The organism is Halomonas profundus (genome assembly GCF_020865425.1).
Lineage (GTDB): Bacteria > Pseudomonadota > Gammaproteobacteria > Pseudomonadales > Halomonadaceae > Vreelandella > Vreelandella titanicae.
Window position 1 is genome coordinate 2,073,391 of the sequence record NZ_CP086344.1, and the last position, 23,920, is coordinate 2,097,310.

General features: G+C 56.4%; 20 protein-coding genes and 1 pseudogene. 2 read left to right on the plus strand and 19 right to left on the minus strand.

The genetic code is table 11. The features are described 5' to 3' along the window. On the plus strand, positions 1-276 hold the full coding sequence (locus tag LMS44_RS09240) for a DUF1294 domain-containing protein (protein WP_342411167.1): 276 nt from the start codon (positions 1-3) through the stop codon (positions 274-276). A 30-nt stretch (positions 277-306) separates the two neighbouring features. Here LMS44_RS09240 and LMS44_RS09245 read toward each other — a convergent pair whose 3' ends face one another. From LMS44_RS09245 to LMS44_RS09255, 3 genes are read right to left on the minus strand one after another with little or no spacing between them, the layout of a single operon-like run. Next, entirely contained in the window at positions 307-987 is a 681-nt protein-coding gene (locus LMS44_RS09245) for an anthranilate synthase component II (RefSeq protein ID WP_278371467.1), read from the minus strand. Next, the gene (locus LMS44_RS09250) at positions 984-2,405 is read right to left on the minus strand and encodes an anthranilate synthase component I family protein (RefSeq protein WP_278371468.1); all 1,422 of its coding nucleotides are present in this window, start codon (positions 2,403-2,405) and stop codon (positions 984-986) included. Before LMS44_RS09250 ends, LMS44_RS09245 begins: the two co-directional genes overlap by 4 nt. Next, positions 2,402-2,680: a Trp family transcriptional regulator gene (locus LMS44_RS09255; RefSeq protein WP_027959142.1), complete on the minus strand. Its 279-nt coding sequence runs from the start codon at positions 2,678-2,680 to the stop codon at positions 2,402-2,404. Before LMS44_RS09255 ends, LMS44_RS09250 begins: the two co-directional genes overlap by 4 nt. 97 nt (positions 2,681-2,777) lie before the next feature. On the opposite strand from LMS44_RS09255, the gene LMS44_RS09260 reads away from it, so the two are divergent. Continuing rightward, positions 2,778-4,673: a monovalent cation:proton antiporter-2 (CPA2) family protein gene (locus LMS44_RS09260; RefSeq protein ID WP_278371470.1), complete on the plus strand. Its 1,896-nt coding sequence runs from the start codon at positions 2,778-2,780 to the stop codon at positions 4,671-4,673. Between the two features lie 128 nt (positions 4,674-4,801). Here the strand turns inward: LMS44_RS09260 and LMS44_RS09265 are convergent, their stop codons facing one another. From LMS44_RS09265 to LMS44_RS09340, 16 genes and pseudogenes are all read right to left on the minus strand, one after another. Further along, positions 4,802-4,930: a hypothetical protein gene (locus LMS44_RS09265; RefSeq protein WP_280115076.1), complete on the minus strand. Its 129-nt coding sequence runs from the start codon at positions 4,928-4,930 to the stop codon at positions 4,802-4,804. Between the two features lie 368 nt (positions 4,931-5,298). Further along, entirely contained in the window at positions 5,299-5,769 is a 471-nt protein-coding gene (locus LMS44_RS09270) for a hypothetical protein (RefSeq protein ID WP_342411209.1), read from the minus strand. Continuing rightward, entirely contained in the window at positions 5,756-6,148 is a 393-nt protein-coding gene (locus LMS44_RS09275) for a DUF5412 family protein (RefSeq protein ID WP_280110955.1), read from the minus strand. The genes LMS44_RS09270 and LMS44_RS09275 overlap by 14 nt, the downstream gene beginning before the upstream one ends. Before the next feature lie 4 nt (positions 6,149-6,152). Then, the gene (locus LMS44_RS09280; protein WP_476489282.1) at positions 6,153-6,464 is read right to left on the minus strand and encodes a polymorphic toxin type 44 domain-containing protein; all 312 of its coding nucleotides are present in this window, start codon (positions 6,462-6,464) and stop codon (positions 6,153-6,155) included. 276 nt (positions 6,465-6,740) lie between these two features. Next, positions 6,741-7,226 carry a hypothetical protein gene (locus LMS44_RS09285; protein ID WP_342411207.1) on the minus strand — a complete coding sequence of 162 codons (486 nt, stop codon included), beginning with the start codon at positions 7,224-7,226 and terminating at the stop codon, positions 6,741-6,743. Positions 7,227-7,229: 3 nt separating this feature from the next. After that, positions 7,230-10,961 carry an RHS repeat-associated core domain-containing protein gene (locus tag LMS44_RS09290; RefSeq protein ID WP_498947292.1) on the minus strand — a complete coding sequence of 1,244 codons (3,732 nt, stop codon included), beginning with the start codon at positions 10,959-10,961 and terminating at the stop codon, positions 7,230-7,232. 96 nt (positions 10,962-11,057) lie between these two features. Continuing rightward, positions 11,058-13,070 (minus strand): annotated as a pseudogene (locus LMS44_RS09295) (type VI secretion system Vgr family protein); the annotation flags it as partial. A gap of 198 nt (positions 13,071-13,268) precedes the next feature. Then, positions 13,269-13,832 carry a putative outer membrane beta-barrel protein gene (locus LMS44_RS09300; protein WP_009286455.1) on the minus strand — a complete coding sequence of 188 codons (564 nt, stop codon included), beginning with the start codon at positions 13,830-13,832 and terminating at the stop codon, positions 13,269-13,271. A gap of 78 nt (positions 13,833-13,910) precedes the next feature. After that, positions 13,911-14,735, minus strand: coding sequence for a class I SAM-dependent methyltransferase (locus LMS44_RS09305; protein WP_278371282.1), 825 nt, complete (start codon positions 14,733-14,735; stop codon positions 13,911-13,913). A gap of 3 nt (positions 14,736-14,738) precedes the next feature. Further along, positions 14,739-16,442, minus strand: a complete 1,704-nt coding sequence (locus LMS44_RS09310; protein ID WP_278371284.1) for an AMP-binding protein — start codon at positions 16,440-16,442, stop codon at positions 14,739-14,741. Between the two features lie 85 nt (positions 16,443-16,527). Further along, complete coding sequence (locus tag LMS44_RS09315; protein WP_498947238.1) at positions 16,528-17,433, minus strand: hydroxymethylglutaryl-CoA lyase; 906 nt, start codon at positions 17,431-17,433, stop codon at positions 16,528-16,530. A gap of 9 nt (positions 17,434-17,442) precedes the next feature. After that, positions 17,443-19,506 (minus strand): acetyl/propionyl/methylcrotonyl-CoA carboxylase subunit alpha, encoded by a 2,064-nt coding sequence (locus LMS44_RS09320; protein WP_278371292.1) that lies wholly within the window; start codon positions 19,504-19,506, stop codon positions 17,443-17,445. Then, positions 19,503-20,327 carry an enoyl-CoA hydratase/isomerase family protein gene (locus tag LMS44_RS09325; protein WP_278371319.1) on the minus strand — a complete coding sequence of 275 codons (825 nt, stop codon included), beginning with the start codon at positions 20,325-20,327 and terminating at the stop codon, positions 19,503-19,505. The genes LMS44_RS09320 and LMS44_RS09325 overlap by 4 nt, the downstream gene beginning before the upstream one ends. A 12-nt stretch (positions 20,328-20,339) precedes the next feature. Further along, entirely contained in the window at positions 20,340-21,947 is a 1,608-nt protein-coding gene (locus LMS44_RS09330) for a carboxyl transferase domain-containing protein (protein ID WP_035578659.1), read from the minus strand. A 10-nt stretch (positions 21,948-21,957) separates the two neighbouring features. After that, on the minus strand, positions 21,958-23,127 hold the full coding sequence (locus LMS44_RS09335) for an isovaleryl-CoA dehydrogenase (RefSeq protein ID WP_278371320.1): 1,170 nt from the start codon (positions 23,125-23,127) through the stop codon (positions 21,958-21,960). A gap of 94 nt (positions 23,128-23,221) precedes the next feature. Then, entirely contained in the window at positions 23,222-23,689 is a 468-nt protein-coding gene (locus LMS44_RS09340) for a MerR family transcriptional regulator (RefSeq protein WP_022523812.1), read from the minus strand. Between the last annotated feature and the right edge of the window lie 231 nt (positions 23,690-23,920).

The window sequence follows — 23,920 nt, forward strand, 5'->3', positions numbered from 1 at the left end:
GTGATCCCAATCGTCGCCTTTTACGCTGTAGTGAGCGTTATCGCTTATATCACTTACGCTCTCGACAAAAAGGCAGCTATTAAAAACCGCCGTCGGGTGAGTGAAAAGTCGCTACATCTGCTTGGGGTAATGGGTGGCTGGCCGGGTGCGCTACTGGCCCAACAGCAACTGAGGCATAAAACCCAGAAAACCGCCTTTCAAGTTACGTTCTGGCTGACGGTTGTCGTAAATCTGGCCTGTCTAGGGTGGCTAACGGTTTCATTGAGTCTCATTTAGCCACCCGTTTAGCCACCCTATACTTGGTGCCTACGCTCTGGCGTGATTGCCGTGCGCGAAAAGAAAATTAGCGATCAGCTCTTTGCCGCCTTCGGTGGCAAACGATTCCGGGTGAAACTGGATGCCGTGAATCGGGTACTCCCGATGTTTAACCCCCATCAGTTCGAATTCCCCCAGTGCCAGCCAACGGCTGCGCTGCTCAAAGCTATCGGCTGCCAGTGCGCCTACGGTGGCGGTCACTTCCAGGCACTCGGGCAGGGTGGTCGCATCGGCAATTAGCGAGTGGTAGCGCATTACCTCAAGCTGATCGGGCACGCCGTTAAACACCGATGCGTTATTGTGGTTGATTGGGCTGATCTTGCCATGCATCGGTAGCGGAGCTTTCACCACCTTGCCGCCAAACACGTGCACGATGCCCTGCATGCCCAGGCATACTCCCAGCAGCGGTGTGGTTTTGCCCAGTTTCTCTATCACTTCTGCACACACACCAAAGTAGCGTGGGTCATCTGGCGAGCCGGGGCCGGGGGAGATGATAATGCGATCCGGGGCCATGGCTTCGATGGCGCCGTAATCGATCTGATTGTTGCGCTTAACGATAATCTCAAAATTGGCCAGCCCGCCGCGATTCTTCTCTGTGGTTAGAATCTCACCAATAAACTGGTAGAGGTTATAGGTGAAGGAGTCGTAATTATCGATGATAAGTACCTTCATGCTGGGCTCTCCATGTCCGTCTCCATAAAGGGGGTAAGGGCTTTGCGAGTACCGGCAAACTTGCGGCGGATCTCCTCGTACTCATCGGCGGCATTGCTATCAAACACATTGCCACCGCAGGTTTGCACGTAGGCACGCTCACCATTCACAAACACGGTACGAATGGGAATCGCAAAGGTGCAGTCGCCGTTGAACGAGAACTGACCCACTGCGCCGCCGTAGGGGCCGCGCCCGTCGGTTTCCAGATCATCGATAATTTTCATCGCCTCGATTTTGGGTGCGCCGGTGAGGGTGCCCGCGGGGAAGTTGCTGGCCAGCGCGGTAAACATATCTTCGCCTTCGGCGATGATGCCGACGATCTCGCTGGAGATATGCTGCACGTGGCTAAAGCGTTTGATATCCATCAAACTGCGCACTTTCACCGTGCCAAACTGCGCTACCCGGCCAATATCGTTGCGGTGTAGATCCACGATCATATTGTGCTCGGCGATCTCTTTGGGATCGTTAAGCAGCGCGCGGGCGAGCTGGGTATCTTCTTGGGGCGTTTGACCCCGGGTGGTGGTACCCGCCAGCGGAAAGGTCTCCATCTCGCCCTGGCGAAGCCGAAATAAAAGCTCTGGGCTTGCGCCGATCAGCTTCTGCTCGCCAAATTTGACGTAGTACATTTGCGGCGACGGGTTGATGGTGCGTAGCTGGTCATACAGCGCCAGGGCGTCGCCTTTAATACTAAAGCGTTTTTTAAAGCCAACTTCGCACTGGAACACTTTGCCGTCGATAATATCCTGTTTCACCTTGGCCACCGCCTCGGCGTGTTCTGCCTGGCTCATAGTGTCGCCTAAGGCGGTGATTTTCAGCGGGCCTGCCGGCTCATCGTCTGCATCGATCAGCGTCTGCAGAAATTCGTAGCGGCTGTTGTCGTAGTAGAAGTAGGTGACTTCCCCGGTCATCTTGTCGAGGATCAGACCATCTTTGTAGAGCCCAAAGCGGAAGGTATCGAAATCATCGCTGGCTTTTAACGTAAGCGATGGTTCGAAGTACTGCATGGCATCATAGCCAAGATAACCGCTGAGCCCACCGGCATACTTGCGGGAAATAATATTCTGCGGGATCAGGCTGCGCAGCAGTTCGTAGGGGTTGTCGCTAGTGTAGTGGTTGGCATTGCCGTTACGCTCTTCAATGGTCAGTGTGTTGCCGTTGGCGTAGAGCGTGTACTCGGGGTCGAAGCCGATAATCGAGTGGCGCGCCATATGGCTATCTTCACCCAGAGACTCAAGCATGTAGCAGGTATCAAACCGGCGCTCGATTTTCTGAAACAGGGCAAAGAAGTCGCAGTCCGCCGCCAAGGTCACATAGTGAGGTTTGCGCGGCAGCGTAAAAGGCTGCGGGCCTGATAAGGCATGTGTATTGGCAGTGGTCATGATGCATCATTCCGTGAAGAAGGGCTTGAAGAGGGTAACGTGGTAAGCGCGCGGGAGCCCCGTGAAACCGTAGCAATTCCCACGCCCAGGGTTTCGGCAATTTTGCGGTGGGGCACGCCTTCACGCAGCAGCTTAAAAATTTGTAGGCGTTTACTGATTTCTTGGTACTCTGCAGGCGTTAGCAGGCTCGCCAGTGCTCGATCCATTGCTTCAGGTGAATCAATGGAGAGTAGGTGGTCGATTAGCTCTGCCTGATAGTGACCGTTTGAAGGCATAGTTCGCTACCGAGTAATTAGTGATGTACTAACGTACTAGTACGCTACCTGATTGCTCTGGGAAGTCAAGTAGCGTCTGTCAATTTAAGGAGCCCCGATGACCAGTTATTTCATTCAAGCCTTTATTTATCTTGTTGCCGCGGTGATCGCCGTACCTCTTGCCAAGCGTTTTGGCCTGGGGTCGGTACTGGGTTACTTGGTCGCCGGGGTAGTGATTGGGCCAATCCTGGGACTGGTAGGTCAGGAGACCACCACCATTCAGCACTTTGCCGAGTTTGGCGTGGTGATGATGCTGTTTTTGGTAGGCATGGAGCTTGATCCCAAGGGGCTCTGGGCCATGCGGGTTCGGCTGATCGGTCTCGGCGGGCTGCAGGTAGTGCTCACGGCGACCGCTGGTACCGCTATCGCTTGGTGGCTGGGACTCGTTTGGCAAACCGCCCTGGCGGTGGGACTGATTTTTGCACTCTCTTCCACGGCGATTGTTCTGCAAACACTGAATGAAAAGGGGCTCGCCAAAACGGAGGGCGGGCGCAGCGCTTTCTCGGTGCTGTTGTTTCAGGATATTGCGGTGATCCCCATGCTGGCACTGATCCCGCTTCTGGCGCTGCCTGAGTTGATGGGGGAGGGCGGTGATGATGGCCACGCCAGCTTAAGCCTGGTAGCCCACTTGCCCGGCTGGGCGCACGCTTTAGTGGTCGTGGCAGCTATCGCAAGCGTTATTGCCGCTGGCTACTATTTGATGCCGCTGCTGTTTCGCTATGTGATTGGCTCTGGCCTGCGTGAAGTATTTACCGCTACTGCGCTGATGCTGGTGATTGGCATCGCCGCCCTGATGAGTGTGGTCAATTTATCCCCCGCCCTGGGTGCCTTCCTGGCGGGGGTGGTGCTCGCCAACAGTGAATTTAAACACGAGCTGGAAGCCAATATTGAGCCCTTCAAAGGGCTACTACTGGGGCTGTTCTTTATTACCGTAGGAGCGGGCATCAACTTCTCGGTGTTAGCGGCGGAGTGGGGCGCGGTGCTATCACTAGGCGTGGCGGTTATCGTTGTTAAAGGTATGATTCTGCTGGGCTTGGCGCTGTTATTTCGGGTGCATGGTAGTAACGGCTGGCTGTTTACTTTAAGCCTTGCCCAAGCCGGTGAATTCGGCTTTGTGCTGCTAACCTACAGCGTCCAAAACAACGTGATTCCTACTGATATCTCTCAGATTCTCTCACTGGTGGTGGCGCTATCGATGTTCTTAACGCCGTTGCTATTTATTGCCTATGACCGGCTGGTGCTACCGCGCTACCTTATCGCTAAAAACGATGATCGCGAAGCCGATACTATTGAGGAGCAGGCACCCGTTATCGTTGCAGGGGTAGGGCGGTTTGGACAAATAATCTGCCGCTTGTTGCGCGCCAACAACATTCCCATTGTGGCTTTGGATCATGAGATCGAGCAGATCGAGAATCTGCGCAAAATTAACATCAAAAGCTACTTTGGCGACGCCAGCCGCTCCGACTTGCTTGAGACCGCAGGGATTGAGCACGCTAGGTTACTAGTTATCGCGTTAGACGATCGTGAGCGTGCCGTACAGATGGTTAAGCATGTGAAGCATGCCTACCCACAGGTGTGGGTGCTGGCCCGTGCATTCGACCGTGGGCATGGCTATCAGCTACGTGACGCGGGTGCCGACGACGTTATCAGTGAAACCTATCATTCAGCGCTGGAACTGGGCGGACACGCACTGACTGCCATGGGCGTGCACCCCATGCGAGCTAAGCAGATGACCTGGGCCTTTGTACAGAACGAAGATGCCCACGAAGATGAACTGTTTGAAGCCTGGAAAGAGATCGAAGAGGGCATCAGCTTCAGCCCCCGCTACGGTGAGCTATTTATGAAGCTGGAAGAGTCGTTGAACAGCGCAATGCAGCAGGATTGGCCAGAGCCGCAACGGCAGGATGTGCCTATTTGGACACCGCCTGAGATTGATCAGGAGCACAAAGCATAGGCAATGACGTAAATAATGGCGGTTTGCGGTGGTGCGCTGATTTATTAGGGGGCACACCCTTCTACCGAGTAGCGATGGGCTTGGTCGCCGTGTTGGCTGCCGATCAAGCGCACGGCGGCGTCGTAACTTTAAACAATCACCTTAGAAGCCGGGTCGCCTTGCAAGCTGCGGAAGCTCATCCGGCCCAGAGCGTCGTATTGATAGCTCTGCTGGCGGGGGCGGGTGAGGTGATCGAACTGACCGAGGTGGTTATACACGCGCTCTAGCACCCGCGGCTGGTGGCACTTGTGCTGAGGCGGTGCTGGGTCTCCTGATGCAGGGCATCGGGCTCCAGGTTGATTTCCAGATCCAAACCGGGGGCGCTTAAGTTGTGCAGGTGGCCGCATATGGTGCGTATTATAGTGATAAAGCGTCCAGCCGCTATCGCCAATGAAAAATGACAAGTGCCTTCTCTTACCTAGCAGGTAGTTATGCAGACTTTTTTGCGGACTCTTCAAACTCGCAAACTCCATCGTCGTAATTCCATTTTCCGCCTCTGTCCAGACATTTGTCCACTTCCCAAAATTCACAGCCATAAAGAAGTGGTAGTATTACAATCACAGCGATTATTTTATTCATAAACACCTTAATATTGAGACGGTAGTCCATTAGGTCTAAATAACTCACATATTTGACTGCAATCTTCGGTTGAATTTGCAGCCCCATTATTTCGGCCATGATGGTTAGCCACTTGATCATCTTCGGAAGATGATACTGAATCGCCTTTTATATGTTGATCAAACCACTCACGTGTATCACTTATGCACTTTGCAGCGCTGACCCCAATACGCAGCATAGGCACAAAACTGCCCGGCTCGTAGACCACCGTAGTGCGCTGGTTCTCGGTTTCTTCGCGGACGATGCGATCACCGTCCCAGCCGTAGTAGGTGGTGGCGGTGGTGCCGTTGGGGTGGCGCACGGTTTTGCTGATGCGTCTTCCCAGGCCGTCGTAGCGGTAGGTGGCTTCGCGGGTCGCCCCCAGCTCGCTGGCGTGGATCAGGTGCACTAAGCGGTTGGCGCCGTCGTCAATTGGCTGCGCACTTCTATTGATATTCAATGGACACTGTTTGCCAATTATTTTCTTTTCTAAATATATCTGCATTAGTTATAGTTTTGGGTGAAAAAATATTTAATTGGTCGGGGCCTGTCCATTCAAAATCTATAGATACAGTAGCCTCTATAATGAAAATATCTTCGAAGGCGCTAACCTTTCCATCTTGTCTAAGTGCTACTATCGTCGCAGTAGGTGTGGTTGCTCCACAGCCTTTGATATAAACCATCGCTTCATATTTACCGCTCGGAGATTTACTGCGGGAAATTTCATGTGTTTCACAATCTGAAAAAATACCACCACTGAAAAAAAACCACACCAAAATACCTAAAAGAGCGAGGAAAACAAAACTACTACCAATGATTATTATCTTCAAAACTTTCATCTCATCATGGTCCGAGTTGAATAGGAGTGTTCCACTGTTCTCTATTACGATAAAAATCTATTCCTTCCTTAATCCAGTACTGATCCTGCGGATCATCGCCAAAAGGAGCTGTGCCGAGAAAGGGGAATAAGCTAGGCCCTGGGCTACCCCAAGAGGGTAAAGAAGTTCCCGCAGCTTGCTGCGCTCGACCTGCTTCATTCAAGAGGATTGTATCAGGAAAGCCAAAAGCTGCCCCAGTAGCGCCATAGTTAAAATTGCCGAAGTCTTCATAATCACTACCTTGCTGCTTGTAATCCCAGGGCCCTCCATTTTTCACTTGATTCCTAAACCACCACGGACTCCATTTATCACTTGCATTTGCTATATTACTGTCGATGTCAGCGCCTGAGTGCACGAGTGGAGGCTATTTTTTGCAGTTACCAAGTTCACCCTCTTGGGGGCAGGATGTAGTAGAGCCCGTAAGGGTGCTTTGGCCGCTGTCGATGTGGCGAAGTTTGATATGAGTCATGGTGGAACTGGCACGCTCCCGGGGTTTAGTTAGGGTAAAACCAATCAGGCGACAACTACCCTGACTCCGGGGCCATAAAGTTAATTATAACCTTTCTATTAAATCGCATTTGCCAACTCGTTCTTTGAAAGAGTTGGAGTTGGCATAATAGTTGCTGGGCACAGAAAGCGAGGGCGATCCAAGTCTATGTTTTTGAGCTTCAATAAAAAATCGATCATGGCTATATGGCCCGTATAAAACATTCTCTTTAAAGTTAATAAGGTAATACTCTCGTTTATTGCTATAGTGAGTAATTATCGTTTTAGATAAGTTGCCATCAATGCACTCAAAAGACTCAGAGACCATTCTTAAAATCATCAAGAAGTCATTGGTAATATCATAGTCAACAATGTGCTGATTGATAATAAGATGGCCACTCTCAATGTCAACCAACCCTACTTGGTCAGCGTATGAGTTAGGAACAAACTTATATCCCGTATAAGAAACTCGGAAGTTGTTAAAATCACCAACCCAATTGCCAATAATAACCAAAGCACTAAGTACACAAAAAACATATAATATCTTTATCATAATTTATTGCCTAGGGTTAGTGATATTAACATCGCCCTTATATTCTATTGTGAATGGCGTATTAGGCCAGCCACCAGGAGGAGACCCCACAATAGTTCCTAAATTACGACCTATGCCTCTTGGGGAAAAGTCAAAATGCAACTCATAGTCATATCGCTGATTGTAAACCCCGTAAGTACCATCCGGCCTGTGTCTGATAGTTCCTTGCCCATGAACAGCATAATCATCTCCTGTAATATACCCTGTAGAACACGAGCCAGCATGGCCATTAGGACATGCTCCCCAGTTTCCATCAGATTCCACTGTTAACTGAGAAGCATCAACTGTAACTGACAAGTTAGGGTTAGAATTATTTTGATAAATCCAGTCTGCTTCACCCTTTCCTTTAAAGTTACCTCTGGCAGTAACTTCTCCAGCCACACGATCTGCAGTACCTTGCCCATTTTGCGCACATTGAATTACTCCCTCCAACCCCAGCGGATCCACCATGCCGGTAGGGTTCCCCACGTAACCATACAAATTCCCCCCGCCCTTTAACCCAATCGGATCCTGACTGATATACCGCCCCTGCTGCGGGTCATAATAACGGTGGCGGTTGTAGTAAAGCCCACTCTCTTCGTCGTGCCATTGACCCTGGAACCGGATTGGTTGGGTGACATTGCGCACGGCGCGTTGGTTTTTGACTGCCGCCCAGTCGTCGGGTTCGGCCAGCCAGCGGGGTTGGCCGTTGGGGGTGACCAGTTGCATCGGGGTGCCTAGGGCATCGGTGATATAGGCGCTGAGCACTTGGCCTTGTTCAGTATCATCAATACGCAGCATGGGCACAAAACTACCGGGCTCGTAGACCACGGTAGTGCGTTGGTTATCCGTTTCTTCCCGTACGATGCGATCACCGTCCCAGCCGTAGTGGGTGGTGGCGGTGGTGCCGTTGGTATGGCGTACTGTTTTGCTGATGCGTCTTCCTAGGCCGTCATAACGGTAAGTGGCTTCGCGGGTAGCTCCCAGCTCGCTGGCGTGGATCAGGTGCACTAAGCGGTTGGCGCCGTCGTAGCCAAGCGTTAGGCGTTCGCCGTTGGGCTGTTGGCGTTCGACCAGGTTACCGGCACCGTCGTAGCGGTAGCGGGTACCGTTTAACTGCCCCAGGCGATTATCAGACAGGGCCTGTTGGCCTTCTAACCGGTTACCGGCCGCGTCCACGCTATAGCGGTGGGCGTGGTCGCCGTGCTGGCTGCCGATCAAGCGACCGGCAGCGTCGTAACTGTAGGCGATGACTTTTTCTGCTGGATCGCCTTGCAGGCTGCGGAAGCTCATCCGGCCCAGGGCGTCGTATTGGTAGTCCTGCTGGCTAGTGGTGTCCGGGCTGCGCAGCGTGAGGTGGTCTAGCTGGCCCAGGTTCGTGTACCCGCGCTCCAGCACTAGCGGCTGGTTGTGCGCATTGGCACCGGTGCTAAGACGGCGCTGGGTCTCCCGGTGCAGGGCGTCGGGCTCCAGAGCAATTTCCAGATCCAGGCCGGGGGCGCTTAGGCCATGCAGGTGGCCGCTGCCGTAGGTGTGCCAATTAAGCGCGGGTAGGTCGCCGAACTGGCTGGCTTCGGGGGCGCCGTTGGCTGTGAGCGTGTGCTGGTGCTGCCACTGCCAGCCACTCTCACCTGCTAGGCCCGCATGACTCTGCTGTTCGCCGATTAAGCGCTGGGCTTCGTCGTAGCGGAATGTGACTTCACCATGATCGTTGGTGACGCTGAGGAGCTGACCATTGGTACCCCACTGGTACTGCTCCGTGCTGGTCGGGGCGTGCTCGGTGGCGGGCAGGTGTCGGGCGGTGAGGCGGCCGGCTTCATCGTAATCGTAACGGGTGACCAGCGGCTGGCCGTCCGGGCCTGGGCGGTTGGCTTCCACCCGCTCGATCAATTGACCGGCTTCATCGTAGCGGTACTGCTGTTCCCGGCCGTCGGGGCCGGTCTCGCTGGCGAGGCGATCCATCTCGTCATAGGCAAAGCGGTAGACTGCGCCGTTACCCAGGGTCAGCTCGCTGAGGCGGCCAATGTCATCGTAGGCGGTAAACTGTTGACTGCCATCGGCCTCGATGCGCTGCACCGGTCGGCCGTGGTCATCAAAGAAGAACTGCTGCCTAAACCCTTGGGGGCCTTCCAGCTCCACCAGCCGCCCAACCGCATCCACATGGTGATGCCAGTGGGTGCCGTCCGGCAGTTGCGTGGCGAGCCGCCGGCCCATCTTGTCGTGCTGGGTGCGGGTGGTCTCGCCCAAGGCGTTGGTGGCGCTGGCCAGATAGCCGTGGCGGTCGTAGCTATAAGTGGTGCGCTGCTGAGAACAATCGATCTGGGCGGTAACCTGACCCAGGGCGTTCCACTCGCGCTGGTGGGTAGCACCCACTGCATCGGTGACAGTGGTAGGTCGGTCAGGCAGGTCGGTATTGCCGTAGGCGAAGGCGGTAGTGCCTTCCGGCCCAGTGACTTCCACTGGAAGCCCCCGTTCGTTGCGCGTTATTTGCCACGTTTGATCCTCAGGCCCTTCGATACTCACCGGCTGGCCCAGGGGATCGCGCTCAATCGCCCAGCGGGTGCCGTCCGGGCCGGTCTGTGCAATCACTTGCCCATGCTCATCCCGCTCAATCAGCGTCTCGTGGCCTAGCGGATCCACGGTGGCTACCTTGAGACCCGCACGGTCGTAGCGGAACTCGATGCGCGAGCCGTCGGCGCGGGTATGGGCCGTCCAGCGGCGACCGGGCCCACTGCCCACGAAGTGGTAGCGCTCCTCCCGGCCTAGGCTGTCGGTGACCAGGGTGTGATCCATCTGGTAGCTGTACGTCCGCGCTAAACCGCCGGCTTCCTGCTGGCCGACCACCCGGCCATCCGGGGCGTGGCGATCCCAGGTGTAGTGGGCTTCCATGCCCCCGGGGACCCGGTGGGCGGTCAGCATATGATCCTGCCACTCGAACTCGCGCACCACCTCGCCGTGGCGGTGGCGCACCGCAATCAAATCCCCCGCGGGGCTAAACGAGTAGCGCACCAGCCAGTCGTCCTGGGCGCTGCCGTCGTGCGCTTGCACCAGCTTGACGCCGGTTAGGCGCTGCCCGGCATCGTCGGGCTGGGCAGGAAGCAGGCTGTCGTAAACGAATTGGTAGTGACGCTGGGCGCTGTCGATTACCGTGACCAGCAGACCGGCTTCCCAGTGGTACTGGGTGGCATAGCCGTTGCGGTCGCGCTCTTCGATTAAGGGCCAGCGAGCAGCGTTATCTTTTGAACTATCACCTGAAGGCGTATCCGTGGTGGACGCCGCGTCTGCTGGATGGGCAGAGGTTGGGCTGGCAAACACATAGTAAAGCCCGCTGGCGTCGCTTAACACGATACGCTCAGGATCACTGCGTAACGTCTCGTCCAGGGCTTGCCAGCGGGGCGCGTTGCTCTCTTCAGCGGTTGTGGCACCCCCACGACGAATCCATAGCTGCTCGGTAGGGGAGAAGCGCGTCTGGCCGGGGGCCAGTGGCCCAAAGGTAATTTGACGCCCCTGGGCATCGTGAACAATGCAGGCATCATCGTTAAGGGTAATGGCCAGGGACTCGCCTGGGAGCGACCAGCCTTGACCCAGGGCGCCTACCGCTCCGTTGCTGGAGAGATAGCCACGGCTAAACACAAAGGGCCGTGGCGCCGGTAGCGCAAAATCGGTCTCCGCGGGCAGCAACTTGGCGCCCAGCAGCGGGTTCACCGGGCTACCCACCGCGGGTTGGCAGGCGCTGCAGTCGTCGGCTAAGCCATCGGTGATATCGATATCGTCCAGCGCTAACGGCGTGGCGGCGGCAATCTCGCTGCTCAGCAGCGGCGTCTGGTGCGGTTCGAGGGTAACGTTCTCGCTCTCCTCGGGCTCGGCCTCCCCGGGTAAGCGGGGCAGTACAATCGCCTGGCCCTGGCCACGCCCGGGGCTACCGCCGGAGTTGATCTTGACCTGGGGGCCGACAATGGTCACGCCGCCGGGGTCGAGCTTGATAAAGCTGCCGCCCGCCTTCAGGGTGATCTCGCTGCCTGCTTCCAGGACGATCTGGCTGCCCGCTTTGTGGTGCAGCTCGCGGCCGGTCTCGACCAGTTGGGCTTCACCGTAGACCTCATGGCGGGTCTGATCGACCTGGAGGTGGTCATCGCCCTTGATCTGAGTGTAGCGCTTGCCGTGTACGGTGAGATGGTCGTCGTTATGGATTTCGCTCAAGCGGTTGCGGTGGAGCTTAAGGTGGCTGTCCCGACGGATCTCCTCGGTGCGGTCGTTAAGGGTGAGCAGCTCCAGGTCTTTCTGGGCATGCAGCCAGATCTGCTCTTCGCCGGTGGCGTCCTCAAAGCGCAGTTCGTTAAAGCCTTCCGACTTATGGCTCTGGGTGCGGATCACCGTGCGGGTCTTGTTGGCCGGCAGTGGATAGGGCGGGGTATTCACCGCGTGGTAGGTGCGCCCGGTGACCAGCGGCTGATCGGGGTCGCCCTCTAAAAACGAGACAATGACCTCGTGGCCGATCCGGGGGATCGCCATACTGCCGTAGCCACCGCCTGCCCAACCCTGAGCCACCCGTATCCAACAGCTGGCGGTCTCGTTGGGTTCGGCGTAGCGATCCCAGGGGAACTGCACCTTGACCCGGCCGTGTTCGTCGCAGTAGATCTCTTCGCCTTCGGGGCCGACCACAAAGGCCACCTGGGGCCCATCGACCCGCGGTTTGGGATTGGGCAACGGGCGGAAAGTCTGATCCTTCGGCATGATCACCACGTCGTTGTGGTAACGGGTCATCAGCTCGCCCGACTGGGCACTGCTACCGCCATTACCACCCCGCGCCATACCGTCCTCTTCCAGGGCCTGGGGCTGCTCGCCGTAGTGCACCACCGAGACCACCTGCCAGGCACGGTTAAGGCTGTCGATATCGTGGTCGGCGAGGGTAAAGCAGATACCCGGGGCGAGCTCCGGTAAGTCACTCTCGGCCTCGGCGGTGGTGGCGTCGGCGCGTAGGGACTCTAACCGGTGGCGGGTAAACGGCTTGCCGGAGGCGTCCTTCTTGTAGCGGCCAGGGTAGTCAAAGTGTTCGTAATCCTCCCGCTGGGCGTGTTCGCCCAAGTTGGGAGCGAGGTGCTCATGGATCTGCGCATAGGGCGGGTTTTTAAAGGTGTAGTCCTTGAGCATCGCCGAGGCGGGGCGCACGCGGTTGGCCTGACGCAATTTACGCAGGTGGCGTCGAGGCGGGGTGCCCCCGGCGCGGCCGTGGTAGGTGCGCTCGCCCACGCTGGGCAGCACCACCGTGGCATCGGCAAACACCAGCTGGTGTTTGCCACCCTCGGCGTTCTCAAACTCATGGAAATAGAAGCAGCCCTCTTCGGCGGCTAAACGCTCGATAAAGGCCAGATCGGTCTCCCGGTACTGAACCAAAAACTCCCGATCAAGGGGCGTGCGAGTAGTCGCAAAGCCGATATCGGTGAGGCTACGCTCATTAGCGAGGGTGGTGATGGCGTCAAAAGGCGAGGTGTCCTGAAAGATCCGCGAATTATGGCGCAGCGATAGCCGCCACAGCGCGGGACGAATCTCGACCCGGTAAAAGCTGCGGCGGTGCCCCCTATCGCCGCGGTGAAGCTCTGAAATCATCCCATGCACGCGGCGTAGCGGCTCGCCGTCCTGCCAAATGGTCAGGGTGGCGTTTTGATCCAAACAGTCGCTGGGCGATAGGTTGTGGGTACGGCTGGCAAACTCAACCGAGAGCGCAAACGGCTCCGACAGCGCCTCGCGATGGGTAAAGCGCACCACGGCGGTGTCATCGGCCCCGGGTAGGGTCAGGGTAAATTGCAGGCCCGTTTTGTCCGCCATCGCTCCGCTCCTTGGATCATTAACTGCTAATGAGAAGCGGTCAGAATAGCGAGGCAGAGTTGAAGCGCAACCCCTTGAGGGCACGAAGCGTTAATGGCTTACACGCTTGTAAGATATGGCTTACAAAATTTTAAGCCATATCTTACAAATCGATGGGTAATCAGAGAAAAGCGAATTTAAATTAATTTAGGTTGGGCGTTAGAACGGAAGATGCAACGAGGCACTTAGCATATTGAGGTGGCTGAGCGTTGGGGCGTCGATGCGTTCGTACTCTAGGCGGCTGACGAGCCGGTTGATCGTTACCGTGGCGCCGAAACCTTGTAGCAATGCAGTACCGCTTTCATCGGCGCCTTCCAGGTCGCTTTCCCCACGCCATTCTGTGATGCCGGACTTCGCATAGACGCTGAAAGCACCCATGCGAACTCCGGCAACAATGGCGCCACCTAAACTGAGCGTATCCATGATGAGCGGGTTAACACCGGAGGAAGTGGAGATTTCGTCGCTTTCCCGGTAGGCAATTTCAGCGCCAATATCGAGTTGGGGGAGGCGCCAGGGGCTGTAGCCTGCGGTGACCCGAAAACCGCTGGTATAGTTATCGAGGCTTTGAAGGTCACTGCCTTCTAAGATAACGCCGTTATCCAGCTGCATGAGTTCGCTATTAGGGGCGGTATAGGCCATCACCGGCGGAGTGTCGTCGGCGTAGCTGCTAAACCAGGGAACGGAGCAGCAGAGCAGGGTGCTTGCCAAGCGTTTGATTGGCATTTCTCTTACACCTATCGGTACATACCCAAGTGTTGTCGTATAGCCATGGGTAGAGAGGAAAAAGCAACTCTATTCAGATTAGCAACTGGCTTGGATTTCCACCACTTTAATTGCGCCCTGGGCTAGGTTATCGACTAAATTTTTACCCATAGTGATAAAGCGCTCGCCAAATACCCACTGGGGGGACAGCACCGCTTGCTGTGGCGCTTGCTCTTTTTGACGTTGCCGCTGGCGCCACGCCAAGGCCATTTCGCTCCAGTCGTCCACGTGTTCAAGTTGAAAGCCGCCTATTTCAAGCAGTCGAGTCAGTTCAACCAAGGTAAGTAGATGGGAGTGCTTGGAGGAGGCTGCCCAAGGCACTGGGTAGCGAAGTTGAGCTACGTTGGGGCCACTGACGACTTCGTGCATCACTAACTGCCCACCGGGGCGCAGAACTCGTCGACTTTCTGTGATTACCTTGGAGGCATTGGGCATATTGAGCAGGCTGTGCTGAAACAGCACGGCATCAAAGCTGTTATCCGCAAAGGGCAGAGCGCAAGCATCGCCCGTTACCCAGGCAAGCGGTGGGGCGTCTGGCTGACTGATCCGTAAGCTCAGCGATTTATTGAGCGCACTAAAACCGTGGGTGATATCCAGCCCCGTCATTTGAAAACCAAGTGAAGCACCCTGGCGCATTAGCCCGCCCAGCCCAGCGCCAATATCCAGCACCTTTCTGTGGGTGTCAGGGTTGAGCCGTTCCAGCAGCCGTGTAGAGGCTGCCACGCCGCCAATATGCAACTGATCCAAGGGAGCCAGTTGATGCAGCGTGGGACCTGCGGGATAGTGGCTATCAATCTGTGCCAATACCTCATCAGCGCGCAGGGCGCGCTGATAATGATCGGCTAAAGGGTTGGAAGGGGGCATCGCTTACGATTCTTGATCCAAGCCCAACTCTTGAATGGAAATTTCACGCATTTTAAATTTCTGAATCTTGCCGGTGACGGTCATTGGAAATTCGTCAACGAACTTAAAGTAGCGCGGAATTTTGAAGTGGGTGATCTTGCCTTTGCAGTACTCGCGTAGCTCTTCACCGGTGACGTCACCCGCGGTGCTGTTGAGTTTCACCCAGGCAATCAGCTCTTCACCATACTTCTTGTCGGGCACGCCGGTGACCTGTACTTCTGAGATCGCCGGGTGGGCGTAGAGAAATTCTTCGATCTCTTTGGGATAGACGTTCTCGCCGCCGCGAATGACCATATCTTTGATGCGGCCGACGATCTGGATGTAGCCCTCTTCATCCATGGTGGCCAGGTCACCGGTGTGCATCCAGCCCGCTTCGTCAATCGCCTCGGCGGTAGCTTTGTCGTTATTCCAGTACTTGAGCATCACGCTGTAGCCGCGGGTACACAGCTCGCCGATTTCACCACGTGGCAAGATACCGCCGTTACCGGGGTCGACGATTTTGCTTTCCAGGTGCGGCTGGGTACGGCCCACGGTGGAAACGCGTTTCTCAATGCTGTCGTTGGCACCCGTTTGAGTGGAGACCGGGCTGGTTTCGGTCATGCCGTAGGCGATCTGCACGCCCTTCATATTCATCTTGTTGATCACCTGCTTCATGATTTCCGCAGGGCAGATCGAGCCCGCCATGATGCCAGTGCGCAGGGATGAGAGGTCGGTACCAGGGAAGTCGGGATGATCAAGCTCGGCGATAAACATGGTGGGCACGCCGTAGAGCGCGGTGGCTTTTTGATCGTGCACTGCCTTGAGCACCTTGCCGGGATCGAAGCCCTCATCCGGGTAGATCATGGTGGCGCCGTGGGTCATACAGCCCAGGTTGCCCATCACCATGCCAAAGCAGTGATAAAGCGGTACCGGAATCACCAGGCGGTCTTCGCTGGTAAAGCCCATGCTCTCCGCCACGAAGAAGCCGTTGTTGAGAATATTATGGTGGGAAAGCGTCGCACCTTTAGGAAAGCCTGTGGTGCCGGAGGTGTATTGGATATTGATCGCATCATCAAACTGCAGCGTCGCCTGCAGGTCGTCAACATCGGTTTGCCTAACCTTATTAGCTTCTTTCATCAGGTCAGACCAGCGCCACATGCCGCTCAGCTTTTCGCTGCTTAAATTAATAATGCACTCAAGGTCGGGCAGCTTTTGTGACTTCAGCTCGCCATCGTTACTGGCTTTTAATTCGGGTGCCAGCTCATACAGCATGGCGCTGTAGTCAGAGCTCTTGAAGCTGTTAGCGGTGACCAAGAAGCGCGCGCCGGATTGGTTTAGCGCGTACTCCAATTCGTGGGTGCGGTAAGAGGGATTGATGTTGACCAGAATGGCACCGATTTTGGCCGTGGCGAACTGAGTCAATGTCCATTCGCTGCAGTTGGGTGCCCAAATGGCCACACGGTCGCCTTTATTGACGCCGATGGAGAGCAGCGCACGGGCACAGCGGTTGACCTCTTCCTGGAGCTGGCGGTAGCTCCAGTGAATGTTCTGATGCAGTACGATCAGCGCGTCATTATCAGCATATTGCGTCGCGATTTGGTCAAATTTATCGCCGATCGTCATGCCAAGAAGCGGCTTGTCAGCCATGCTGCTGGAGTAGCTGGGTTGGGTAAGAGCCGGTGATGCCATGGTGTATCTCTCCGATTTTTTTCTTGTCCGAACGGGAAGGCAGGGGCTAGCTAGCTGCTTTTAATTTTTATTATTCATGTCTTATTTAACGGCTAAGGCCTTTTGCCAAGGCCACCTTGGAACTGGGCTTGCGGCCTAGCTCGTGGGTGATCCAGTAGCCGGTTTCGATCACGGCCTGTAGGTCGATGCCCGTTTCAATCCCCAGCCCTTCCATCAGATAGAGCACGTCTTCAGTGGCTACGTTGCCGGAAGCGCCCTTGGCATAGGGGCAGCCGCCAAGCCCTGCGGTAGCGGCATCAATAACGCTAACGCCTTCTTCTAGGACGGCATAAAGATTGGCCAGCGCCATGCCGTAGGTGTCGTGGAAGTGAGCGGCCAGAAACTCAATGGGCACCTGTTGGCGCGTCGTCTCAATCATGCGTTTAGCAGCCAGCGGCGTGCCGACGCCAATGGTGTCGCCCAGGGACACCTCGTAGCATCCCATTTCATAAAGCGCCTTGGCCACTTCAGCCACTTTGGCGGGGGCTATCTCGCCTTCGTAGGGGCAGCCCAATACGCAGGAGACGTAGCCGCGCACGCGCACGCCAGCCTCTCGGGCGCGCTCTAACACCGGCTCAAAGCGGGTCAGCGATTCAGCAATCGAACAATTAATGTTCTTTTGCGAGAAGGCTTCAGACGCCGCACCAAATACCGCGACCTCCTCAATACCCACGGTTAGCGCGTTTTCGAGCCCTTTTAGATTGGGCGTCAGCGCGGAGTACACCACGCCTGGCTGGCGTTTGATGCCGGCCATGACCTCAACGGCGTCGCCCATTTGTGGCACCCACTTAGGTGATACAAAGCTGGCGGCTTCGATATGCGTGATACCCGCTTGAGCAAGCCGCTCGATCAGAGCAATCTTAGTCGCGGTGGGCACAATGGCACCGGGCTCGTTTTGCAGGCCGTCACGGGGCGACATTTCAAACAGCTTTACAGAGGTAGGCAGTGGCATCAGTGACTCCTATTCGTTGGCCGCAAAGTCGAGCAGTATGGCGCCTTGGCTGACGGTGTCTCCGGCCTGGAAGTGGAACGTCTCCACGCTGCCATCGGCGGGGGCGGTCATGGTGTGCTCCATTTTCATGGCTTCCATCACCATTAGCGGCATGCCTTTCTCAACATTAACGCCGGGTTCCACCAGCAATGCAACGACCGTGCCGTTCATGGGGGCGGTCAGCGTGGATTCCGCTTCGTGGTGGCCGTGGTCGATGGCATCAATGCGCCGCCAGAACAGGCGCGTTTCACCGCTTGGGTCGGCCATCACCACTACATGTCCGTCGCGCCGCGCCTGCAGACGGCGGCGATGGCCATTCAAGGTAACCGCGACCGCATCGCCGGTGAGCGGCTGCAAACTCGCGGTAAGGGTTTCATCACCAATAGTGAGATTCCACAGCGACTCGCCAGGGCTGCGTTTACCTTCGACGATCACTACCGCTTCATAGCTATCCGGCGCTTGTGCACTTGCCGGGTCACACAGGGCGATGCGAATGGTGTGCGGTGCGTTGAGGCGGAAGCCGTCGTGGCGATCCCAGGGCGAGTCGCTTTCGCACTCCTGAGCCAGTTGATTCAGGCCAATCAGCGCCGCGCTGGCGTAGGCCTCCATGCTATAAGTGCGGGGAGCAAACAGCGTCGCTTCGTTGCGCTCGATAAAGCGGGTATCCAGCTCCACGCTCTTAAAGCCGGGATGGGTCGCCAGGCGCATTAAGAAGGCACGGTTGGTCACAACACCCTGTACATCCAGCGCCGCCAATGCGCGGTTGAGTGTAGCCAGCGCCGCATCGCGGTCGGCGCCGTGAACGATCAGCTTGGCGAGCATGGGGTCGTAGTGCATTGACACTGCATCACCGCTCTCCACACCGCTGTCCAAACGCACCTGATCTACGCTTAGACCAGCACCTTCTAAATCCAGTGCAAAGTGAGTGAGCAGGCCGGTGGCGGGCAGGAAATCCTGATCCGGGTCTTCGGCGTAGATACGCGCTTCAAAGCTATGGCCGGTGATCGTGAGTTCGTCCTGGGTGCAAGGCAGCGGCTCGCCCATGGCGACGCGCAGCTGCCACTCGACCAGATCCTGACCGGTGATCATTTCGGTCACCGGGTGTTCGACCTGGAGGCGAGTGTTCATCTCCATAAAGTAGAACGAACCATCAATGTCGAGTAAAAATTCGACGGTACCTGCGCCCACATAGCCGATCTCCTGGGCGGCGCGCACCGCGGCATCGCCCATAGCGCTGCGCAGCTCTGCCGTCATGCCGGGGGCCGGGGCTTCTTCGATCACTTTTTGATGGCGCCGCTGAACGCTGCAGTCCCGCTCGAACAGGTAAACGCCGTTGCCGTGGCGGTCGCAGAATACCTGTACTTCCACATGGCGGGGCTGCACCAGATACTTCTCGATCAGCATCCGGTCATCACCAAAAGCCGCTTTGGATTCACGGCGGCAGCCATCTAATGCAGCTTGAAAACTATCGCCAGATTCAACCACGCGCATCCCTTTACCACCGCCACCGGCGCTGGCTTTGAGCATCACCGGGTAGCCGATTTTGTCGGCTTCGCCGCGCAGCAGAGCGTCGTCCTGATCGTCACCATGGTAGCCCGGCACCAGCGGCACGCCCGCATTGGCCATACGCGCTTTGGCGGCGGATTTGTCGCCCATGGCGGCAATCGCCGAGGCGGGCGGGCCGACAAAGGTAACGCCTGCTTCTTCAAGGGCTTTGACGAAGCTGCCGTTTTCAGAAAGAAAGCCGTAGCCGGGGTGAATAGCGCCGGTGCCGGTGCGCTTGGCGGCTTCGATCACCGCATCGATATTGAGATAGCTTTCCCGGGCGGCAGCAGGCCCCAGGCGTACGGCCTCGTCGGCTTCACGTACGTGGCGTGCGCTGGCATCGGCATCAGAGTAAACCGCGACGGTTTTCAGGCCCATGCGGCGGGCAGTGCGCATTACCCGGCAGGCGATTTCGCCGCGGTTGGCGACTAGAAGCGTGTCAAAAGGCGTCGTGCGAGCGGCGTTTTCAGTGACTGGCGAATGACTCATGAGCGACGCTCCGAAGCGTGGGGTGTGTTATTAGAATCGGCCCAGACGGGGCGGCGCTTTTCAAAGAAACTGGATAAACCCTCTTGCCCTTCTTGGCTTACTCGCAGCTTGGCGATCACCTGGCAGGTATGTTCGCGGGTGGCGTCACTGTCAGGCGCTTGAGCAACCGAGGCCATCAGTGCCTTGGTGGCGCGCTGGGCTTGGGGCGAGCCGGCTAATAGGGTGGCCAGCATGGCGTCCACCTCGTCGTCTAGCTTGTCGTGCTCCACCACCAGATGGACTAAACCCAGCGCGAGCGCTATTTCGGCGTCCATGACTTCTGCGGTTAACGCATAGCGGCGCATCTGTCGCTCGCCCAGAGCCCGCTGCACGTAAGGGCTGATGACCGCGGGCGATAGGCCTATTTTGACTTCCGAAAGGCAGAATTTGGCTTTTCCCGAGGCGATCACTACATCGCAGCAAGCGGCCAAACCCACCGCGCCGCCAAAGGCGGCGCCTTGCACACGGCAGACGGTAGGGCAGGGCAGCGTATCCAGGCCGTGCATGAGCGCGGCGAGCTTGTGGGAATCGGCGACGTTATCATCCAGGTCGTAATCGACCATGCGCTTCATCCAGTTCAGATCGGCACCCGCTGAGAAGCTTTTGCCTTCTGAACCCAGCACTACCGCGCGCACATCGCCTGATTCGGCCAACGAATGCAACTGGTCAAGGTGCGCGTTTAGCTCAGCAATCAGGCTGTCATCAAAAGCGTTATGCACTTCGGGGCGGTTTAAGGTCAGGCGCGCCACACCCTCTTCTATATTCAGTGTTGAGTAAGCCATGGTAAGACCCCCTTACATCCGGAACACGCCGAAGCGTGTCTCTTCGATTTCTGCGTTCATCGCGGCAGCTAAAGAAAGCCCTAACACATCGCGGGTTTGCAGCGGATCAATCACGCCGTCGTCCCATAAGCGGGCGCTGGCGTAGTAGGGGTGGCCCTGATGCTCGTACTGGTCGCGGGTGGGCTGCTTAAAGGCTTCTTCGTCCGCTTTACTCCACTCGCGGCCTTCGCGCTCATGTTGCTCGCGCTTAACCTGGGCCAGCACGCCCGCCGCCTGCTCGCCGCCCATCACTGAAATGCGCGCGTTGGGCCACATAAACAGCAGGTTGGGGTCGTAAGCGCGGCCACACATACCGTAGTTACCGGCGCCGAAGCTGCCGCCAATCAGAACGGTGTATTTGGGCACCTTGGCGCAGGCTACGGCAGTCACAAGTTTGGCGCCGTGCTTGGCGATGCCTTCGTGCTCGTATTTGGAGCCGACCATAAAGCCGGTAATGTTCTGCAGGAAGATCAGCGGGATCTTGCGCTGGGCGCAAAGCTCGATAAAGTGCGCGCCTTTCACCGCACTTTCGGAAAACAGCACGCCGTTATTGGCCACAATACCCACTGGGTAGCCGTGAATATGCGCAAAGCCGGTGACCAGGGTTTCACCGTAGTAGCGCTTGAACTCGTCAAAGTCGGAGTCATCGACGATGCGGCCAATCACTTCCCGCACGTCGTAGGGCTTTTTCAGGTCGGTACCGACAATGCCGTACAGCTCAGCAGGGTCAAGCTTGGGTGGCTTGGGTGCCTGCATGGCGAGCTTGCCACGCTTTTGCCAGTTCAGCCGCGACACACAGGCGCGAGCCAACTGTAGCGCATGGGCGTCGTTTTCCGCGTAGTGGTCGGCGACACCGCTGACCTTGGCGTGAACATCTGCACCGCCCAGATCTTCAGCGCTAATGCTTTCACCGGTGGCGGCTTTTACCAAGGGCGGGCCACCCAGGAAAATCGTTCCCTGTTCTTTGACGATGATCGACTCATCCGCCATTGCAGGCACATAAGCGCCACCTGCGGTACACGACCCCATCACCACGGCGATTTGCGGGATGCCCTCGGCGGACATGGTCGCCTGATTATAGAAAATGCGCCCGAAGTGATCACGGTCGGGGAAGACTTCATCCTGGCGGGGCAGAAAGGCACCGCCGGAATCGACTAAATAGATACACGGCAGGCGATGCTTGCGGGCAATCTCCTGGGCGCGAATATGCTTTTTCACCGTGAGCGGAAAGTAGGTGCCGCCTTTCACCGTGGCATCGTTAGCGACGATCACGCACTCCACGCCGGAAACACGGCCAATACCAGTGACCACACCAGCGGCAGGGATCTCGCTATCGTATATGTTGTGCGCCGCAAGGGCGGAAAACTCTAGAAATGGCGAACCTTCATCAATCAAGTGATCGATGCGGTCGCGTACAAACAGCTTGCCGCGGCTTTCGTGACGCTCGCGGGCTTTGGCACCGCCACCCTGGGCGACGGCAGCGGTCAGTTCACGCAGTTTGTTCACTTCACCGAGCATTGAGGCTTCGTTGGCTTGAAACACATCGCTGCGCGGGTTGATCTGAGTGGAAATGGAGCTCATGACAGGACCCTTACTTACTTTCAGTGAACAGTTCGCGACCAATCAGCATCCGGCGAATTTCGCTGGTGCCCGCGCCGATCTCATACAGCTTGGCATCGCGCAGCAGGCGCCCGGTGGGGTATTCGTTGATATAGCCGTTGCCGCCCAGCAATTGAATGGAATCCAGCGCTACTTGCGTGGCCTTTTCAGCGCAGTAGAGAATCACCCCGGCGGCGTCTTTGCGAGAAGTTTGGCCACGATCACAGGCACCGGCTACGGCATAAAGGTAGGCGCGACAGGCGTTCAGAGTCGTGTACATATCCGCCACTTTGCCCTGCACCAGTTGGAACTCACCAATCGACTGATTGAACTGCTTGCGCTCGTGAATATAGGGCATCACCACATCCATGGCGGCCTGCATAATGCCAATCGGGCCAGCGGCCAGTACGGTACGCTCATAATCCAGCCCGCTCATCAGTACGCGTACGCCTTTTCCTTCGTCACCGAGAATGTTTTCAGCAGGCACGGCGCAATCCTGGAACACCAGCTCACAGGTGTTGGAACCGCGCATGCCCAGCTTGTCGAGCTTCTGAGCGGTGGAGAAACCGGGCATGCCTTTTTCGATAATAAACGCAGTGATGCCTTTGGAACCGGCGTCTGGATCTGTTTTGGCGTACACCACCAGCACATCCGCATCGGGGCCGTTGGTGATCCACATTTTATTGCCGTTAAGGATGTAGTGGTCGCCATTCTGCTTGGCACGCAGCTGCATCGAGACAACGTCAGAGCCTGCGCCGGGTTCCGACATGGCCAAAGCGCCCACGTGGTCGCCGCTGATCAGTTTGGGGAGGTACTTGGCTTTCTGTTCGGCGGTGGCGTTGATCTTGATCTGGTTAACGCACAGGTTGGAGTGGGCGCCGTAAGAGAGCGCTACCGATGCGCTGGCCCGGGAGATCTCTTCCATGGCAATGCAGTGGGCAAGATAGCCCATGCCGCTGCCGCCATCCTCTTCCGAGACGGTAATCCCTAATAGCCCCATATCGCCAAACTTCTTCCACAGGTCGTTAGGGAATTCGTTGTTGCGGTCGATTTCGGCCGCGCGGGGCGCAATCTCGCTGGCAGCAAAGGCGTTGACCTGCTCGCGTAACATGTTCAGTTCGTCTTCGAGGCCAAAATTGAGTTCTGAGTAGTGTGAAAACATGGTCAATCACCTGTGCTGATTATTTGTGTTTGCTATTTGTAATTAGCCATCTGGGCTGGCGTAGCTGTGTCGGCTAATCGAGCTGGCGGACGCGTCAGTGCATAGTGGCGGAAGAGGGGGCTGAGGCTTTATCGGCCGAACTCGCGTGCTCTTCTTCGTTTTGTGTTTCTTGAGGCTCTTTTTCGAGCAGTTCTTCGAGCGCTTGGCGGCAGCGGATCTCAGCGCTTTCAAGCTCTAGCTGAACCATGGTGATGTCTTTCATTTGTTGATCCAGCGCCGCACGGCGCTCGCCTATTTTGCTAAGCATTAGATGCAGCTGCTTTTTACTGCCGCTGCGGGTTTCGTCCCAAAGCTCGAACAGTTCGCGTATCTCTGCCAATGAAAACCCTAGCCGCTTACCGCGAATAGTGAGCTTCAGCCGTACACGGTCTTTGCTGCTGTAAACCCTGGTTTGCCCGCGGCGCGTAGGGTGGAGCAGCTCCTGATCTTCATAGAAGCGAATGCTACGGGTGGTTAAATCAAACTCGTTGGCTAGTTCACTGATCGAGTAAGTTTTGCTCATGGTGACGTTCTCTCAATAAGGCGTTGTTCCCAATATATGACTCCTATGGAACACTGCCACTGAGGCTAAAACAAGTTTACGTTAACGTAAAGCAATTGTTGCTAGCAGTTGAAAAGCGTTGAAATCAGGTAAGTTGTTGATATTTATGTTTTGAAGGCAGTTATTAATTCAGGATAATGTCCTCGATAGACCAAAGTTGTAATTGTATTGCTATAGCGACAGTTGCTAGTT

Coding starts and splice junctions, on each gene's coding strand:
- LMS44_RS09245 (WP_278371467.1), bottom strand. CDS start 987: ATGAAGGTACTTATCATCGATAATTACGACTCCTTCACCTATAACCTC.
- LMS44_RS09250 (WP_278371468.1), bottom strand. CDS start 2,405: ATGACCACTGCCAATACACATGCCTTATCAGGCCCGCAGCCTTTTACG.
- LMS44_RS09255 (WP_027959142.1), bottom strand. CDS start 2,680: ATGCCTTCAAACGGTCACTATCAGGCAGAGCTAATCGACCACCTACTC.
- LMS44_RS09260 (WP_278371470.1), top strand. CDS start 2,778: ATGACCAGTTATTTCATTCAAGCCTTTATTTATCTTGTTGCCGCGGTG.
- LMS44_RS09275 (WP_280110955.1), bottom strand. CDS start 6,148: ATGAAAGTTTTGAAGATAATAATCATTGGTAGTAGTTTTGTTTTCCTC.
- LMS44_RS09285 (WP_342411207.1), bottom strand. CDS start 7,226: ATGATAAAGATATTATATGTTTTTTGTGTACTTAGTGCTTTGGTTATT.
- LMS44_RS09300 (WP_009286455.1), bottom strand. CDS start 13,832: ATGCCAATCAAACGCTTGGCAAGCACCCTGCTCTGCTGCTCCGTTCCC.
- LMS44_RS09305 (WP_278371282.1), bottom strand. CDS start 14,735: ATGCCCCCTTCCAACCCTTTAGCCGATCATTATCAGCGCGCCCTGCGC.
- LMS44_RS09310 (WP_278371284.1), bottom strand. CDS start 16,442: ATGGCATCACCGGCTCTTACCCAACCCAGCTACTCCAGCAGCATGGCT.
- LMS44_RS09315 (WP_498947238.1), bottom strand. CDS start 17,433: ATGCCACTGCCTACCTCTGTAAAGCTGTTTGAAATGTCGCCCCGTGAC.
- LMS44_RS09320 (WP_278371292.1), bottom strand. CDS start 19,506: ATGAGTCATTCGCCAGTCACTGAAAACGCCGCTCGCACGACGCCTTTT.
- LMS44_RS09325 (WP_278371319.1), bottom strand. CDS start 20,327: ATGGCTTACTCAACACTGAATATAGAAGAGGGTGTGGCGCGCCTGACC.
- LMS44_RS09330 (WP_035578659.1), bottom strand. CDS start 21,947: ATGAGCTCCATTTCCACTCAGATCAACCCGCGCAGCGATGTGTTTCAA.
- LMS44_RS09335 (WP_278371320.1), bottom strand. CDS start 23,127: ATGTTTTCACACTACTCAGAACTCAATTTTGGCCTCGAAGACGAACTG.
- LMS44_RS09340 (WP_022523812.1), bottom strand. CDS start 23,689: ATGAGCAAAACTTACTCGATCAGTGAACTAGCCAACGAGTTTGATTTA.